Below are 17,142 nucleotides of genomic sequence, written 5' to 3'. Positions count from 1 at the left end.
CTTACTTGTACAGCAAATAAGGCGCTCGTTGCTTTTTAAATGCTGCAAGCCCTTGCTGCCAACTTTGTTTTATTTGCCGCTCTGATTGCCCTGCTTCAATAGCTAAACGTAGTTTGTTAGTGCCAGCCAATTTATCCATAAAATCAGCGCGTTCAAAAAAGGTAATATTGTTTTTAGTTAATTTATTATAAGCCGTTATTAAGTAACTTAAATCAAGCCCGCGCGTGTTTGCTGTGCGTAAATCGAGCCCTTTTACAGGGGTATTTTTAAATTTAGGGTTTGCTGCCGCCCCTTTAATAGAGCGCGGTGTAAAACTAAAATCCCCAAGCGCAACGGGCGAGTAGCCAATGACTTGAAACGCAAAGTCGGTGCCTCTGCCAATACTTACAGGGGTTGACTCAAAAAAGCAAAGCGACGGATACAGCGCAATTGATTGATCGTTCGGTAAATTAGGGCTGGGTTTTACAGGTAAATTGTAGGATGTTAAGCGCGTGTAATGATCAACCGGGATCACCGTAAGCTTTAAATCAGCCGCTTTATTGATCCAGCTTTCGCCTTTGATCATTTTTGCAAGCTCGCCTACCGTCATGCCGTGCAGCACGGGGATCGGGTGCATACCTACAAACGATTTAAATTGGCGCTCAAGTATTGGCCCATCAACGTAGGCAATATTGGGGTTTGGCCTATCAAGCACAATAAATTCTATGCCCTGCTCGGCTGCGGCCTCCATCATGTAATGCATAGAGCTTATATAGGTATAAAAGCGCACGCCCACATCTTGAATATCAAAAATAATAACATCTACTTCGCTCAAAGCCTCAGCGCTTGGTTTTTTGTTTTTGCCATAAATAGAAATAAGCGGGATACCGGTTTTACTATCAACCGCATTTTTAACATGAGCTCCTGCGTCGTGATCGCCTCTAAAGCCATGCTCAGGTGCAAAAATTTTGGTTATGGTTATATTTTTAGTGAGTAAAGCATCAACCAAATGAGTATTTTCAACAAGCGATGTTTGATTTACCACAAGCCCAACACGTTTATTTTGTAGCTGTGGCAAATAATGTTTGTATTGAGCAGCGCCAACAATTGGCGTTGTTTGAGCTGTGTGAGCGTGCGCGCCCACATTAAAAATAGTGATAAATAGTAAAACAAAGGTGATGAATACAGCTTTAAACATACAGCAAGTTCCTTTTAAACAAGGTGTTTAAAATACCACAGCTTAAGTTAAAGAGCAGTGAATGGTTTTGAGCTGTACATAAGTAACTAGAAGGTGCGCTTCTAACGTGATCACGCTTTATGTCTACGACAATTAAACTCAGGGTTTAAAGTTTACCCTTAGGCGCTAAGCTTGCTAGCGCGACGAGCATCGCTCGTAAATGGGTTTGAATATATGCATAAGTAATTAGAAGCTGCGCTTCTAACGTGAGCAAGCTCTACGTCTACGCTGAAATTTTTAGCAGGGGTGTTTGTTTTGCTTAACTGATAGCTGATAGCTTTCTCAAAATTCAGATACAAAAAAACCGACTTAATGTCGGCTTATGTATGAAAGTGGTGGGCGCAGGAGGATTCGAACCTCCGACCGCCTGGTTCGTAGCCAGGTACTCTATCCAGCTGAGCTATGCGCCCACTTTCATTTTTTCTTATTTATACTCTAAGTGGAGTTTCTGAAACAATAAATATAAGTATACATTGTAAAATATGCGCTTAACTTATATGTTATTTCAGACACAAAAAAACCGACTTTTGTCGGCTTATATATGAAAGTGGTGGGCGCAGGAGGATTCGAACCTCCGACCGCCTGGTTCGTAGCCAGGTACTCTATCCAGCTGAGCTATGCGCCCACTTTTACTATTTGCTTATTTATACTCTAAGCAGAGTGTGTAAAAAGTGCTGGAAGCAGGACGTATCTTGTAAGAATGAACCTCCGACCGATTTGGTTTTAAACCAAACACTTTAACTTATTTATACTCTAAGCAGAGTGTGTAAAGAGTGGTGGGCGCAGGAGGATTCGAACCTCCGACCGCCTGGTTCGTAGCCAGGTACTCTATCCAGCTGAGCTATGCGCCCAATCTTTACTTTACAAGACTGCCATTAAAAGAAATGGTGGAGAAGGAGGGATTCGAACCCTCGATAGAGCTACAAACTCTATACTCCCTTAGCAGGGGAGCTCCTTCGGCCACTCGGACACCTCTCCGTCTTGTGGGGCGTATAATAAAGATTTCAGAAAATATGTCAAACACTTTTATGCCAAAAATGACTATCTGGTTACAGAACGCACATAAGTCAGCTTTAATTGTATAATTGGTTTGAAAAGTAAACGATTTAAATGTTTTTGTCTTGTGGATTAACGCCCATTAAAGGCACTAAATCATCTTTGAGCTGCGCTAAATATTGCTCTTGGTAACCTAATTGCTGAAACTCAGCAATACAGGCTCGGTAATAAGCTTGTCGCTTTTGCTCTGTGGTGTCAGTTTCTGGCGATTCTTCAACTCGGTTGTCTTTCATATTATATTCTAAGTCCATTTGAGAATTCATATTTAGAGTGCTATTTTAACCCAGCTCAAAATTTTGGCGTATTTTAGCTAAGTTTTTTACATAAATACAACATAATGTTTAAAAAACAGTCATAAAATTACGTTATAGCACTGTTATTAAGGTCATTTAAAACAAGGCTACATTAAATAACCCAATCTGAATTAACTATTAATAAGTACTAATAACTAGCTTTAAAATTTAGCTTAGTACTAATTAATTAAAAAGCGAACAATCTTATCCTCTCTTTCGTCTGTTTTTATAAAGCAATTTACTCTCCAACTTTTCCTGCATTGGCGCTTATTTTTGTACTCACACAAAAACGCCGCTAAAATTTAGCGGCGTTTATCACATTTATTTTGTTTAAGCTTAGTCAGCTTGTGGGCGCATATGCGGGAACAAAATAACATCTTTAATGGTTGGTGAATCAGTAAATAACATTACTAAGCGGTCAATACCAATACCTTCACCGGCAGTAGGCGGTAAGCCGTACTCTAGTGCGCGTATGTAGTCTTCATCGTAATGCATTGCTTCATCATCGCCGGCGTCTTTTTCTTCAACTTGGCGAGTAAAGCGCTCTGCTTGATCTTGTGCATCGTTAAGCTCCGAGAAGCCATTTGCAAGCTCACGTCCGCCAACAAAAAACTCAAAGCGGTCGGTAACAAATGGGTTTTCGTCGTTACGGCGCGCAAGTGGCGATACTTCCCACGGGTAGCCTGTAATAAATGTAGGTTGGATAAGCATGTGCTCAGCCGTCTCTTCAAATATTTCACATAAAAACTTACCTGGGCCCCATACACAATTTTCAGGAATTTTAACGTGCACTTGTTTAGCGTACGCTTTTAATTCTTCAAAGTGGTTTTCTGGGTCATTAAATACCGCAGCATCAAACTCAGGGTTATATTTTAAGATAGCATCAGCCATGCTTAGGCGCTCAAACGGTTGGCCAAAGTCGTACTCTACTGAGTCGATAACTTCGCCGTTTTCATCTTTAGTTGTATTAACAACAATTGGGCTACCTAAAACGTTTGTTGCAACTGTACGTAGCATGTCTTCGGTAATGTTCATCAGATCGATGTAATCAGCGTATGCTTGGTAAAATTCAATCATAGTGAATTCTGGGTTGTGGCGCGTTGATAACCCTTCGTTACGGAAGTTACGGTTAATTTCAAATACGCGGTCAAAACCACCTACGACTAAACGCTTAAGGTAAAGCTCAGGTGCTATACGTAAGTACATGTCTATATCAAGTGCGTTATGGTGAGTCACAAATGGACGCGCAGACGCACCGCCAGGAATAACCTGTAGCATTGGCGTTTCTACTTCCATAAAGTCGCGCTCTGCTAAAAAGCGGCGAATACCTTCAACTACTTGTGAGCGAATGCGGAATGTTTCGCGCGTCGCTTCGTTAGTAATTAAATCAACATAACGTTGACGGTACTTGGTTTCTTGATCTGATAAACCATGAAACTTCTCTGGTAATGGGCGTAGTGATTTAGTAAGTAGTTCGTACTCGGTCATTTCTACGTATAAATCGCCTTTACCTGATTTATTAAGCGCACCTTTAACACCAATAATATCGCCAATATCTAGTTGGCCATATTTTGCTTTTAAGTCTTTTTGCACATCTTTAGATGCGTAAGCTTGTACACGGCCTTTCATGTCTTGAATGGCCATAAAAGGACCACGCTTAGCTAAAATACGGCCAGCAATTGATACAACGTGCTTAAGCTCTACTAATTCTTCTTTACTCTTATCACCAAACTCAGCCTGTAAATCAGCCGTGTAATGTTCACGACGGAACTGATTAGGATGACCGTTGGCTGGGCAATTTTCGCGAATAGCGTCTAATTTGCCGCGACGCTCAGCGATTAACTTATTTTCGTCTTGGATTTGATCAGTCATTTTTTAGCTCTTTTTTAGCTTGGTGGTTATAGGCCAGATTTTAGGCTGGCTTCAATAAATTTGTCTAGGTTGCCGTCAAGTACCGATTGCGTATTACGGTTTTCAACGCCAGTTCGTAAATCTTTAATACGTGCATCATCAAGTACGTAAGAACGAATTTGACTTCCCCAGCCAATATCCGACTTTGCGTCTTCTTGCGATTGCTTTTCAGCATTTTGCTGCTGAAGTTCAAGCTCAAATAATTTTGCTTTTAACTGCTTCATTGCTTGGGCTTTATTTTTGTGTTGTGAACGCTCGTTTTGACACTGAACAACCGTGTTGGTAGGTACGTGAGTAATACGTACTGCCGATTCGGTGGTATTAACGTGCTGACCACCCGCGCCCGATGCACGGTAAACGTCTATACGTAAGTCAGCTGGATTAATATCAATTTCAATATTGTCATCTACTTCTGGGTAAACAAACGCAGAGGCAAACGAGGTATGACGACGACCACTTGAATCAAATGGGCTTTTACGTACTAAACGGTGTACGCCTGTTTCTGTGCGCAGCCAACCATATGCGTATTCGCCGACAAAGCGCACTGTTGCACCTTTAATACCGGCCACATCGCCATCGGTTGCTTCTACTAGCTCAACTTTAAAGCCTTTCGCTTCGCCCCAGCGTAAATACATGCGTAATAACATGTTACACCAGTCTTGTGCTTCAGTACCGCCAGACCCAGACTGTAAATCAAGGTAAGCATCGTTTGCATCGTGAGAGCCCGAAAACATACGGCGAAACTCTAAACCCTCAAGCTGTTTATTTAAGCCTTCAAGTTCAGTTTGCGCTTCAACAAACGTGTCTTCGTCTTCTGCTTCTACTGCAAGCTCTAATAAACCTTCTACGTCGTCAGCACCTGCTACTAAGTTGTCGATTGTTTCAACAACCGCTTCTAAGGCTGATTTTTCACGACCAAGTGCTTGTGCGCGCTCAGGTTCATTCCATACGGCTGAATCTTCAAGTTCGGCGTTTACTTCTTCTAGGCGCTCTTGTTTGTGAGCGTAGTCAAAGGTACCCCCGAAGCAGTTCAGTACGTTCGCGAATTTCCTTGATTTGATTAATCACAGGATTCACTTCAAACATGTACATTACTCCAAAATGGCTAGATTATTGCGCGCTAAAATTAGCACTAAACGCAATAAATTATCGTCAAATGATAAAAACGCCCGATTTTAACAAAAAACCGCGCGCTTTATTAGCCTTTTATGCATGCATTGTGCATATTTTTTAATGCACTTTTTCAAGCTCGCGAACAATTAATTGCAGACTAAACTTGCCTCTAAATTCGTTTATGTCGAGCTGATAAGCCACTTTGACATAACGGGCCTCGGTGTCGGGCCATGCTTTTACATCTATTCCAAATGCAATGGCGTCAACTAAGCGCCCAGATTGATGTTTAAGCACCAGCTTTAAGTGTTTTTCGCCTACTATACGCTGCTGAATAACTTCAAAGGTGTGCTCAAATACCGGCTCAGGAAATTGCTGCCCCCATGGGCCTGATTGCTTTAATAGCTGAGCAAAGTCCATTGTAAAGCACTCGTTTGGCAGCTCGCCATCGGTAAATACAATGCAGCGTTTACTTTCTTCGCTTAATTGCGCGCTTACAGCTGCATCAAACGCGTTTTTAAAGTCATTAAAATTTTGCTCATCAATACTTAGCCCTGCCGCCATGGCATGGCCGCCAAATTTATTAATTAAGTGCGGGTCGGCGGTATTTAGCCCTTCGAGTAAATCGCGCATGTGCAGCCCTTCAATAGAGCGGCACGAGCCTTTTATTTCACCGTTTTCGCCACCGGCAAAAATAACGGTTGGGCGGTGGTATTTTTCTTTTAAGCGACCCGCCAAAATACCAATAACACCTTGGTGCCAATCTTCTTGGTATAAACAAATGGCATCGGGAATGGTGTCGTCACTAAACGCGAGCCTATCAAGCACTGCTTGCGCCTCGGCTTGCATGCCCTGCTCTATTTCGCGTCGTGCATGGTTTAAGCTATCTAACTCGCTGGCAATCCGCCTTGCTTGGTTTATATCGGTACTTAATAAGCACGCTATGCCCAAACTCATGTCATCTAGTCGCCCTGCTGCGTTTAAACGCGGGGCCAACGAAAAACCAAAGTCACTGGCGCTTAAACGCGCTGCATTACGATTAGCCACTTCAATAAGCGCAGTAATACCTGGGCGTGTTTTACCGCTGCGAATACGCGCCAACCCTTGGTGTACTAAAGTGCGGTTATTTGCATCAAGCGCAACTACATCGGCCACGGTGCCAAGGGCAACTATATCAAGCAAGTCGGCTAAATTTGGCATAGCATGGCGTTCAAAATAACCTTGCTCTCGTAACGTGCTTCTAAGGGCTATAAGCAAGTAAAAGGCAACGCCGACACCCGCAATTGATTTTGAAGGAAAACGGCAATCATGGCGATTTGGGTTAACAATTGCATCGGCATTAGGGAGCTGCTCCCCTTGCAAGTGGTGATCAGTAACCAGTACTTTAATGCCCACTTTTTTTAGTATGTCTATGCCTGCGATACATGAAATACCGTTATCTACCGTAATGACCAGCTCTGGTTTTATATCAACAATTTGCTCAGCAAGCGCAGGGCTTAAACCATAGCCTAAGCTAAACCTGTCCGGTACAAGGTAGTCTAAGTTATTAAAGCCAAACATTGCCAAGCCTTGCATTAAGGTAGCTGTACTGGTTGCGCCATCGGCATCGAAGTCGCCAACAATTAAAATGCGGCTTTGCGCATTCAGCGCATCAATTAATAGCTCGGTGGCTTTGTCGATGTCTTTAAACAGTTTAAAGTCGATTAGCGTGGCTGCACTATTATTTAGCTCGTGTGCATTTTGCACGTTACGCGTGGCATAAATTTGCTTAATAACAGGGTGCAGATCGCTTGGCAGGTAAGAATCGTCTACATTTTCGCGCGCAATGATCAGTTTTTTCATGCTGGTTTTTAACTTATGGTGTTCATAATAAAAAGACAAAAAAAGGCCATAAAGGCCTTTTTAAACCAATTCGCTTAATTAAGTGATCTATTTTGAGGCTGGAAAAACGTGTTGATAGCTAGGCAATAAATTCGCTATTTAGTTGTTCTCGGCATTGCTCTATCTTCTGCATCCATGCAGTCGTAAATAAGCATTTTTTAACGCCTGTAGCAGCATGTTTAGCCCCGCAAAATGATTAAATATTATCGCGGATTGGTATTAAACAGTTACTCAGATTTTTAATTAACCTGCTTTGTTCGCCTCAAGCGCTGCACTTAATGCCGCGGCTGGCTGGTAGCCTGGGATCATTGTACCGTCTTCTAAAATAATGGCTGGCGTGCCGCTAATACCAAAGCTTTGGCCTAGCTGGTAATGCTCAGCTACTGGTGCGCTACAACCGGCAACAACTGTTGTGTCTTCGCCTGATTTAGCTTCTGTTAGTGCTTCTTGCTGGTCGCGTGCACACCATACATTCATTAAATCGGCGTAGCCCGAACCTTGCAGTCCACCACGCGGAAACGCTAAATAACGAACAGTAATGCCTGCATCAAGCAAGTCGTCTAGTTCGCGGTGTAATTTACGACAATAGCCACAGCTAATATCGGTAAATACCGTAATTTGGTGTTTTTCGTTAGGCGCTTTATAAACGATCATTGAATTTTGGTATTCTTTAATACCTTCAACACGGACACCATTTAACGCTTGCTCGGTTAAGTTGCTGCGGTTGTTTAAATCAATTAGCGTGCCTTGCATTAAAAACTGGCCGTCTGGGCTGGCGTAAAGTACACCTTTATTTGTAATAAGCTCTTTTAAACCGGCAACGGGGCTTGGGTTTATTTGCTTAACTGTTACACCTAACGTAGCAAATTTAGTAACAATAGGATCATTAGCATCTGGCGTTGTGGCTACGCCATTTGCAAATGCACTAATACTTGTGCACAACATTGCACCTGCTAACATTAATTTTTTCATAATTTTCTCTATCTAATAATACGTACTAAATTGACCGCTAAGCTGATATTAAATTTCATATTACGCGCGCGGATGATGCTCTGAGTGTACCGATTTTAATCGCTCATTGGCAACATGGGTATAAATTTGTGTAGTCGATAAGTCGCTGTGCCCTAACATCATCTGCACCACTCTTAAGTCGGCACCATGATTAAGTAAATGTGTTGCAAAGGCATGACGCAATGTATGCGGCGATAAATCTGACTCAATAGACGCCAAAATAGCATAGTGTTTAATACGATGCCAAAAGGTTTGTCGGGTCATACCTACACCGCGTTTTGAAGGAAACACAAAATCGGTGGCGTGTTTTATCATTTGTGCACGCCCCCCTTTTAAAAACTGCTCAAGCCAGTACATGGCTTCTTCGCCTAAAGGTACTAAGCGCTCTTTGTTGCCCTTACCTTTTACAAACACAACCGACTGGCGCAAGTTAATTTGCTCCATACGCAGCCCTACAAGCTCGGTTACACGCAAGCCCGTAGCATAAAGTAGCTCTAGCATGGCTTTATCGCGCAGCCCCATTGGTTCTTCAATATTGGGCGCACTTAATAATGCCTCTACCTCGGCTTCTGAGAGCGTTTTAGGTAACGATTGACCCGCTTTTGGTTGCGCAATGTTTTCAAGCGGTGAGCTTGCGATATGTTTTTCACGTACAAAATACTGATAAAACCGCTTTAAAGCACTTATGCTGCGTGCCGTGCTACGTGGTTTTAACCCTAAATCTACGCGATACGCTAGGTAGCTTTCTATATCTAAGCTGGTTACCGTCATTAAGCTTTCGCCTTTTAAAAACTGACAAAACTTATCTAGGTCACTGCGATACGCGCTAAGGGTGTTTTCGCTTACACCTTGCTCTAAGTACAAGCTATCTAAAAAGGTTTCTAAAAAGTCGCTGTTGCTGTTTAGCTCGGTATTTGGTTCAGGTAAATCGTCAGGTAGCGTTGTCACGTTGTGATCTCATGTTGGTAATACCCACGGTAGAAGGTATCAATTAAAAATACCTTACGGTAAACTGCGCCCTATCATAACAGGCAATTACACAGTGATAAATACGATGCAGATTGGTTTATTTTTTGGCTCTACTACATGCTACACAGAGATGGCAGCAGAAAAAATTCGCGACCTTATTGGCGCCGATGTAGTGACCTTACACAATATTAAAGACGAACCACTTAAAAATGCAGAGCAGTACGACTTTATCATCTTTGGTATTTCAACATGGGATTTTGGAGAAATACAAGAAGACTGGGAGTCTAAGTGGGACGACATTAAAGATGTAAACCTAAATGGTAAAACCATTGCTTTATTTGGCATGGGCGACCAACAAGGTTACGGACAATGGTTTCAAGACGCCCTTGGTATGCTTCACGATGAAATAAATACCCAGTCGTTTACGCAACTTGGTTTTTGGCCAAACGATGAAAACTACGAGTTTGAAGCGTCAAAAGCACTTACCCCCGATGGCAAACACTTTGTTGGCCTGGCGCTTGATGAAGACAGCCAATACGAGCTAAGCGATGAGCGCATAGCCAGCTGGGTTGAACAAATAATGACAGAGTATAGCGAAACGCTATAACGAGTTTGGCCTAAACCATGTTTAGGCCAACGCATTACAAATAACTAAGTTTTTTAGCGCACTTTTTTTCACGTATTTTTGCTTGCCTTTGCAATAGCCAATTAGGCGCAAAGGTATTAATAATACATGCCAGTACAATAAGCGCTGAGCCTATTACTTGCGATAAACTTAATGTTGTATCGTAAAAAATTAGCTGAAATAACAACGCAAATAATAAGTTAGAATAAATAAGCGGTGCTAGCTGCGAGTTAGAACTGGCTAATCGGTACGCCTTTCCTCTAAAAAACTGCGTTGCAGCAGTCGAAAACCCAATTAACGCCACCATCAGTAATAAACTATAATTGCTTATATCGATTGCAAAACCTTGATAAAAGCGCTCACCTTCGCTGGTAAACATTAATACTGGCACCATAAAAATGGCAGCCAGCGTAAAACTCCAACCGTTAATAACCATCATCGGAAGCTTAATTTTACTGGCTCTAAACAAGGTGATTTGCGAGCAGGCATTAAAAATACCAGCCCCTAAACCAATTAATAAGCTCCAGCGCCATTGTATGCCGTCGCTATGAATATTTTGAATAATCACACCCGCAAACATCAGCGCCATTGTAGGTAGCAATAACCAATTTAATTTAGTTTTAAAAAGCACCCGTTCTATTAGCGGTATAAATAACGGCCCAGTGCTAAATAAAATAACCGCTTCCACCAGCGTTAAAGTATTTAGCGCCACTAAAAAGCAATTTTGGCACAGCACTATAAAAATTGCGCGAATAGCAAAGGTTCGCCATGCTGATTTATTAGGCAGCTGCCATTTAATACCTGCCGCCAATGCCAGCATAATAATCGCGGGTAAAAACACCCGTAAAAAAACCACTTCGCTGGTGCTAAAGTAATCGGTAAGTAACTTGGCTATAAAGCTATTTAACGCCAAGGTAAATGTAGAGAGCAGCATAAACATACTAGCACGAGAATTTAACGTCACCGCAGTTATCCTTTGAATAAAAAATGAATGTAAAAAGCAAAATTAAAGGCTTAATTTTTTTAATCTATTTATTATTTTTCAAAAAATTGGCATTGGCTTTTATGGCGCTAATTTTACGTGTACTTTATAAATTTAAAAGCGAATAATATTAAACTAACCTGTAAGTAAAACTTAACTGTTAATAAATAACCTATGATCAAATCAGCGCCGTTAAAATCTCTCTATACGTTTATAGCTGTTGCCGAAACTGGCAGCATGGTGCTCGCGGCTGAGCAGCTAAGTATTAGTCACTCGGCGGTAAGTCAGTCTATTAAAGCGTTAGAGTTACAACTTAATACACCGCTTTTTAATCGCATTGGTCGCCGCGTTGAGCTCAACCCTGTGGGTGAGCGCTATTACAAACGCATAGCCCCGGCCATGGCTGAAATTTTAGCAGCCAGCCAAGAGGCAAGTAACACAGCGAATGAGCCAACTTATTTAACACTCAATATGGTTAACTCACTAGCACTGCACTGGTGGATCCCTAGGGTGGCCGATTTTCAGCGAATTTCGCCAAACAGTGACATTCGTATTTCTAACTTGGTGGGAGAATTTGATTTAGAGCGTGAAGGGATTGATGCAGCGATTATTCATGGCCAGCCCGATAAGTGGCAAAATTATCACTGTGAAAAACTAGCCGACGATCAGTTAATTTTAGTCTGTAACCCACAGCTTTTAGCTGGCTTAAATAAAGATGAGTTAACCGCGCAAAATTTGCTGCAGCGTTTTAAAGCAATCTACGTTACCAACCCACGTAGACAAAACGATTGGCAAACGTGGTGCGAGGCTAATAATTTAGCGCAGCCTAAGCAGCATAATAACTTAACCTTTAATATTTCAGTGCAAGCAACGCAAGCCGCGATGCGCCAGCTTGGCGTTTTGGTCACCCACAAACAATTTGTACGCGACGATATAAAGCACGGCATGCTCACGCAAATTGGCCAAAGCATTGTAAATCCGCATCAGCAGTTTTATTTTGCAACGAGCCACGCCATGCTTAATCACCCACAGGTAAGCGCATTACGAGCGTGGCTTAAACGCGAGTTTTTAAAAACAGCAAACGAGTAGTGCTACTCCACACGTTGCCAATATTGGTTACGGTAAAAAAAGCCTATATAGCCACGTACTTCTAATGTTTTACCGTCGTTTTGTGGCGTTAGTTGCACGGTATAAGTTTTACCATTTGTAGGGTCAAGTATTTCACCATCGCCCCACACGCCATCATCTTCTGGTTTTACATCAGTGATTATGGTCATCCCTAAAATAGGCTGATTTTTTAATGCCCCATCACACTCTTTACAAATACCGGTTTGTTTAGCTGGGTCTAAAATAGTCTCAACTTTACCACTGAGCACCTTATCGTTTTGAGTAATGCGTACATACGATTTAGCCTCGTTGGTGTCTTCATCTATGGTTTTCCAAAGCCCAACAGGAGTCATGTTTGCAAGCGCACCTTGGCTTATAAATAAAGCCGCAGCGAGTGTAGTTAGTAACGGTAATTTGTTTAACTTTTTCATTGTGTTGCCTAAATTAAAAAATGGCGAATAAAACGATAATACCAGCTGATTTATAAACGCACTATTAAATTAAACTTCTATTTAGGTACATATAAAAGTAAAAAACCAAGTGCGCGTTAACCCACTTGGTTTTTAAATTGGCTGATAGTTTTTTAACGTACGCGTTTTAAAGTACGTATTTAAAAGTCACGTACCTCTACACTTGAGCGGTTAAATTCAAACATATTAATTTTGCCACACTGTGCCATATGGTTAGTACTTGTATAGGGGGTATTTGCTTGGCTTATATCGCCTTCCCACTCTTGGCCATTTTTTATAAATGCTTTTAATTCAAACCATCCGTTAACAGCTTTACTGCAATCCATATCAACATCAAGCATCCAATAGTGTTCGCCCCATATATTAAGGGGTGTAACACCAAAGCCATCTACTGTTACCGATTTTTGGGCGCCATATTCACTTGGCCAAACATTTGTAGTCCAATCCATGGCAGTACCTTGCGCTTCACTGCTTTGGCCTTGTTCAATTCCATACCAATCTAGGTAGTTATCGTTTGCTTTCCAAGGTGTTGTGGTGTTGTTTTTTAGATTGTTATGGCGAATTGGCATAGCACATTCAACATTTGTTGTTTGGCAGTTTCTAGCAAGGTTTGTATTTGCATAGGTGTGGTCTATCCCACCGCGTACAAACATGTCTTGTCCGCTTTGTGTTTGAGCATTAATAAAAATAACGGTTCTTTGCCAGTCGCTATTATTAGGCACTGCCTCTTGGGTTAATTTAGCATTTTTATGAATTGCTATTGCATCCCATGGCGCTACATTTAAATTAATAGTGCCGTTGCTATTAACTGTTATTACTTCACCGCTACAGCTAGTAGCATTACCCAAAAGCTCGCCTTTTAACACATTGCAGTACTGTCCAGGCGCCATATCTGTTTGAATTGTTGCATTAAGCGTTGAGTCTTCTTTATTAATTGCCATATGACCTGAGCTACCACGTCCAAATGCAATCTGGTTATGGGTGTTATCCCACCAATTTGTTACTACCCAGTTGTCGGCTGTGTTATTTCTAAAATCGACACCACCCGCAATATAAGACCAGCGATGCTCGCACTTCCAGTTACTTGCAAAACATTCTAAATTACCATTATTGTGCACCGGTACACTTGGCCCACCCGCATCTGTATCGCCGTGAAAATCATAACTCGACATTACTTTTGGATACCCATACGGATACGCCAACATAAATACGTTGGCTAGGTCGTATAAACGGCCATCTTCAAAGGTGATTACATTACCTGCACCACCATGGCCGCGCTGATTGTCGTGGTTATCTACAAATACCACAGCTGATGAACTTGGCATAAAGCCCCAGCCTTCACCAAAATTACTTAACCATGCAAGCGAGCCATTTCTAAAGGTATTACCAAGCTGCGTACTGTATTTAAACTCGGTAACTAGCCCTGTACTTAAATACTCTGAGGCTGCAACCGCTTCAGTACCTTGATCTATCACCTCATGAAACACCACTGGCGAGCCATTTATTTTTGCCATTAAACTTTGAATATCACTTGCAGCAACATGCTTAGCAGCATCAAACCTAAAACCTTTAACACCCATAGCTTGAAGGTCATTAATATATGCCGCTAATGTATTTTGCACATAATTTGAAGAAGTATTTAAATCGGCCAGCCCTACTAGCTCACAGTTTTGCACGCGATAACGGTTATTACCGTAATCTTCTGGGTTAATAGAACAACTTTCGTGAAAATCTTGTGGGCTATAAATAGGGTATTGTTTATTACCAAAAGTATTACCAGCAGTGCCCGTACCACTGCCGGCTGCCATATGGTTTATTAATGTATCAACATATATATCGACGCCTGCGGTGTTACAGCGATTAACCATATCTATAAATTGCGAACGGTTACCGCCTCGGCTTTGTAGTTGGTAGCTCACAGGTTGATAGCGAGTCCACCATTGGCTACCTGTAATATGCTCGTTAGGCGGAGACACCTGTACAGCAGCGTACCCTTTTGGTCCTAAAAACTGCTCACATTCTTGGGCTACATCTTGCCAATTCCATTCAAATAAATGCACAAATGTTGTAGGCGCAGCCGATACTAAACTTGGTAAGGTTAAACCTATGCTAAAACCTGCAGTGGTGATCATTTTATTCAGTTTCATAGTGTGTGTTTCCAGTGTTGGGCGAGTTAAACAACATACTCGACGTTATTTACAAGTGGTTAACACTAGTTTGAGAGTTGCTCAAATAAAAACTGAATACGTATGCATAATGGGTAAACTATCCTTTATTACTAGATAATTACCTGCCTTAAAAATTACATTTTCAAGTAAAACGCTTTACATAACGCAATATAATCATCGCTGTAGCGGTTGTTTTCATCTTTTATGCATAGGGAGGTAAGCTCAAGCAAAGTGTTTACTAAGCTAAAGCGCATCAAACTGCGGCTAAATGCTTTACTTGGTGTGGTTTTTACTTGGCAATGCGCGTTTAAATAAAGCCCGTTTTGTTTTGCCAGTTCAATGAATAGGCCCGCCTCTGTGGTGGGTAAAATTACGTTAAAGCACGAATACTCATGACTTAAACGCATATAGGCATGTATTAGTTCGTCAAAACTTAAACCATCGGTATGGCGTGCGGTGTTACGGGCATCGCTTAGCCCTTTTAAACTGCGGTTAAAATAAGGGGGGTTAGAAATCACGACATCAAATGGCGCCGCCTGTTTAAACGCTTGTATAGTGGTGTGCTTTACTGTGATATTTGGCCACGGGCTAGAGGCTATATTTTGCTGCGCTTGCTTGTAAGCAGCTTCATCAATTTCAACAGCGGTTATGCTAAGTGCTGGTTGGCGCTGTTTACACATAAGCGCAAGTAAACCGGTACCTGTGCCTATATCGAGTAATGTGTTGGCGCCTTTTAAATACGCCCATGCGCCAAGTAAAATGCCATCGGTTGAGACCTTCATAGCACAGCTATCGTGCTCAACCTTAAATTGTTTAAACGTAAACCCTGACATTTTTTCACCTTTTCATTCACCAACTGGCGTATAGCGCGTATAATTGCAGGTAATTGTCCCTTATTTTAGACACTCTATGCAATTTTCTGAATTTGATCTTGATACTAAACTACTCAACGCCATTGATAAAATGGGCTACGAGACACCAACCAGCATTCAACAACAAGCTATTCCTGAAGCGCTGCAAGGTCGCGATATTTTAGCATCAGCACCTACTGGCACAGGTAAAACGGCGGCATTTTTAATTCCGGCTATTCAATACTTAATGGATTTTCCGCGTCGCGACCCAGGTTTTGCACGTGTGTTAATAATGACCCCAACCCGTGAACTGGCTTATCAAATTCATGAGCAATGTGAACTACTTGCTAAAGGCACTCACCTTAAAATTGGTGTAGTAACAGGTGGTATAAACTACGGCACCCATAAAGAAATTTTTGAAAACAATAACGATATTTTAATCGCCACACCAGGACGTTTAATGGAATATCTTGAAACCGAAAATTTCCATGCTGAAAACGTAGAAATGCTTATTCTTGATGAAGCCGACCGCATGTTAGACATGGGCTTTAGAAAAGAAATGCTGCGCATATGTGACGAAGCTAAAAACCGTCGTCAGTGCTTTTTATTCTCTGCAACGTTAGAAGGCGATAGCGTTGAGTTATTTGCAGAGCGTATTTTAAACGACCCTGCTTTACTTGAAGCCGAATCGTCACGCAAAGAAAAAGCAAAAATTCATCAATGGGTTCACCTTGCTGATGACTACCACCACAAGCTTGAGCTGTTGGTTAATACCTTAAGCGGCCCAGATGTAAGTAAAGCCATTGTGTTTGTAAAAACCCGTGAGCGCCTAGAAACGCTAATTGGTGAGCTAACTAACAATGGCGTAAAAGCCGCGTGGCTGCGTGGCGAAATGCCGCAAGATAAGCGCATGAAAGCGATGGAAAATTTCCACAGTGGTAAAACGCGCATATTAATAGCAACCGATGTTGCGGCCCGCGGTATTGATGTTTCTGACATTAGCCACGTAATTAACTTTGATATGCCGCGCACTGCCGATGTCTATGTACACCGTATTGGCCGTACTGGCCGTGCAGGTAAAAAAGGGATTGCTATATCATTAGTTGAAGCGCACGACATTGGCATTTTATACAAGGTTGAGCGATACACAGAGCAAAAGCTTAAGCGCCGTATAATTAAAGGGCTTGAGCCACAGCATAAAGAAGCTAAGCCACCCGCTAAAAAGCGTAAAGACCCGGTAAAAATGAAAGCTAAGAAAAAAGCCAAAGCTAAAATTAAAAAGAAATAGCACACCATAAATAAACAAGCCGGCAGTTGCCGGCTTTTTTGTACCCGTTACAAATGTAACCCAAGCATGTAACTCATTCCCATTAAAGTGTAATTATTGCCCACCTGAATTCCCACTTAATAAAATAACCTTATATTTCAATAAATTAAAACTGGCATCGAAATTGTAACTGAGAAAGTAACTCAGCTAAGAATAGCTGCACGA

14 protein-coding genes and 4 tRNA genes are annotated in these 17,142 nt (G+C 41.7%); 3 read left to right on the top strand and 15 right to left on the bottom strand.

Annotation, left to right across the window (positions count from 1 at the left end):
- Position 1: 1 nt before the first annotated feature.
- The 11 genes from CWB60_RS00900 to xerD all read right to left on the bottom strand — a co-directional run bounded on the left by CWB60_RS00900 (position 2) and on the right by xerD (position 9,426).
- A complete protein-coding gene (locus CWB60_RS00900) occupies positions 2 to 1,177 on the bottom strand; it encodes an exo-beta-N-acetylmuramidase NamZ family protein (RefSeq protein WP_138576931.1) in 1,176 nt (391 codons plus the stop codon).
- A gap of 372 nt (positions 1,178 to 1,549) precedes the next feature.
- A tRNA-Arg gene (locus CWB60_RS00895) sits at positions 1,550 to 1,626 on the bottom strand.
- A gap of 138 nt (positions 1,627 to 1,764) precedes the next feature.
- Positions 1,765 to 1,841, bottom strand: a tRNA-Arg gene (locus CWB60_RS00890).
- 149 nt (positions 1,842 to 1,990) lie between these two features.
- A tRNA-Arg gene (locus tag CWB60_RS00885) sits at positions 1,991 to 2,067 on the bottom strand.
- Between the two features lie 34 nt (positions 2,068 to 2,101).
- Positions 2,102 to 2,194: transfer RNA gene (locus tag CWB60_RS00880), tRNA-Ser, on the bottom strand.
- A gap of 128 nt (positions 2,195 to 2,322) precedes the next feature.
- The gene (locus tag CWB60_RS00875) at positions 2,323 to 2,505 is read right to left on the bottom strand and encodes a hypothetical protein (protein WP_024031585.1); all 183 of its coding nucleotides are present in this window, start codon (positions 2,503 to 2,505) and stop codon (positions 2,323 to 2,325) included.
- A 396-nt stretch (positions 2,506 to 2,901) separates the two neighbouring features.
- Positions 2,902 to 4,437 (bottom strand): lysine--tRNA ligase, encoded by a 1,536-nt coding sequence (lysS, locus tag CWB60_RS00870; protein ID WP_004588007.1) that lies wholly within the window; start codon positions 4,435 to 4,437, stop codon positions 2,902 to 2,904.
- Between the two features lie 26 nt (positions 4,438 to 4,463).
- A protein-coding gene (gene prfB, locus CWB60_RS00865; protein WP_096041210.1) for a peptide chain release factor 2 occupies positions 4,464 to 5,562 on the bottom strand; the annotation gives its coding sequence in 2 pieces (ribosomal slippage) (positions 4,464 to 5,486 and positions 5,488 to 5,562; 1,098 coding nt in all).
- Positions 5,563 to 5,706: 144 nt separating this feature from the next.
- A complete protein-coding gene (gene recJ, locus CWB60_RS00860; RefSeq protein WP_064385747.1) occupies positions 5,707 to 7,428 on the bottom strand; it encodes a single-stranded-DNA-specific exonuclease RecJ in 1,722 nt (573 codons plus the stop codon).
- Positions 7,429 to 7,710: 282 nt separating this feature from the next.
- On the bottom strand, positions 7,711 to 8,439 hold the full coding sequence (gene dsbC, locus CWB60_RS00855; protein ID WP_138578685.1) for a bifunctional protein-disulfide isomerase/oxidoreductase DsbC: 729 nt from the start codon (positions 8,437 to 8,439) through the stop codon (positions 7,711 to 7,713).
- A gap of 60 nt (positions 8,440 to 8,499) precedes the next feature.
- On the bottom strand, positions 8,500 to 9,426 hold the full coding sequence (gene xerD / locus CWB60_RS00850) for a site-specific tyrosine recombinase XerD (RefSeq protein WP_054983744.1): 927 nt from the start codon (positions 9,424 to 9,426) through the stop codon (positions 8,500 to 8,502).
- 106 nt (positions 9,427 to 9,532) lie between these two features.
- Here xerD and fldB point away from each other — a divergent pair, with 106 nt between their 5' ends.
- Entirely contained in the window at positions 9,533 to 10,054 is a 522-nt protein-coding gene (gene fldB / locus CWB60_RS00845) for a flavodoxin FldB (RefSeq protein ID WP_004588002.1), read from the top strand.
- A gap of 34 nt (positions 10,055 to 10,088) precedes the next feature.
- Here the strand turns inward: fldB and CWB60_RS00840 are convergent, their stop codons facing one another.
- Positions 10,089 to 11,036: a DMT family transporter gene (locus CWB60_RS00840; protein WP_138578683.1), complete on the bottom strand. Its 948-nt coding sequence runs from the start codon at positions 11,034 to 11,036 to the stop codon at positions 10,089 to 10,091.
- A gap of 192 nt (positions 11,037 to 11,228) precedes the next feature.
- Between CWB60_RS00840 and CWB60_RS00835 the strand changes: the two genes are divergently transcribed.
- Positions 11,229 to 12,143: a LysR substrate-binding domain-containing protein gene (locus tag CWB60_RS00835; RefSeq protein ID WP_138578681.1), complete on the top strand. Its 915-nt coding sequence runs from the start codon at positions 11,229 to 11,231 to the stop codon at positions 12,141 to 12,143.
- 2 nt (positions 12,144 to 12,145) lie between these two features.
- On the opposite strand, the gene CWB60_RS00830 is transcribed toward CWB60_RS00835, so the two are convergent.
- The 3 genes from CWB60_RS00830 to CWB60_RS00820 all read right to left on the bottom strand — a co-directional run bounded on the left by CWB60_RS00830 (position 12,146) and on the right by CWB60_RS00820 (position 15,632).
- Positions 12,146 to 12,592: a DUF2147 domain-containing protein gene (locus tag CWB60_RS00830; RefSeq protein ID WP_055254841.1), complete on the bottom strand. Its 447-nt coding sequence runs from the start codon at positions 12,590 to 12,592 to the stop codon at positions 12,146 to 12,148.
- Between the two features lie 179 nt (positions 12,593 to 12,771).
- A complete protein-coding gene (locus CWB60_RS00825; protein ID WP_138578679.1) occupies positions 12,772 to 14,778 on the bottom strand; it encodes an alpha-amylase in 2,007 nt (668 codons plus the stop codon).
- 155 nt (positions 14,779 to 14,933) lie between these two features.
- Positions 14,934 to 15,632 (bottom strand): tRNA1(Val) (adenine(37)-N6)-methyltransferase, encoded by a 699-nt coding sequence (locus tag CWB60_RS00820; RefSeq protein WP_029774208.1) that lies wholly within the window; start codon positions 15,630 to 15,632, stop codon positions 14,934 to 14,936.
- A gap of 76 nt (positions 15,633 to 15,708) precedes the next feature.
- Between CWB60_RS00820 and srmB the strand changes: the two genes are divergently transcribed.
- Complete coding sequence (srmB, locus tag CWB60_RS00815; RefSeq protein ID WP_138578677.1) at positions 15,709 to 16,938, top strand: ATP-dependent RNA helicase SrmB; 1,230 nt, start codon at positions 15,709 to 15,711, stop codon at positions 16,936 to 16,938.
- Positions 16,939 to 17,142: the final 204 nt, after the last annotated feature.

Source organism: Pseudoalteromonas sp. S327 (genome assembly GCF_005886415.1).
In the GTDB taxonomy this organism is placed as follows: Bacteria; Pseudomonadota; Gammaproteobacteria; order Enterobacterales; family Alteromonadaceae; genus Pseudoalteromonas; species Pseudoalteromonas atlantica.
Note: the sequence above shows the minus strand (reverse complement) of the source record. Positions and strands in the feature narration are given on the sequence as shown.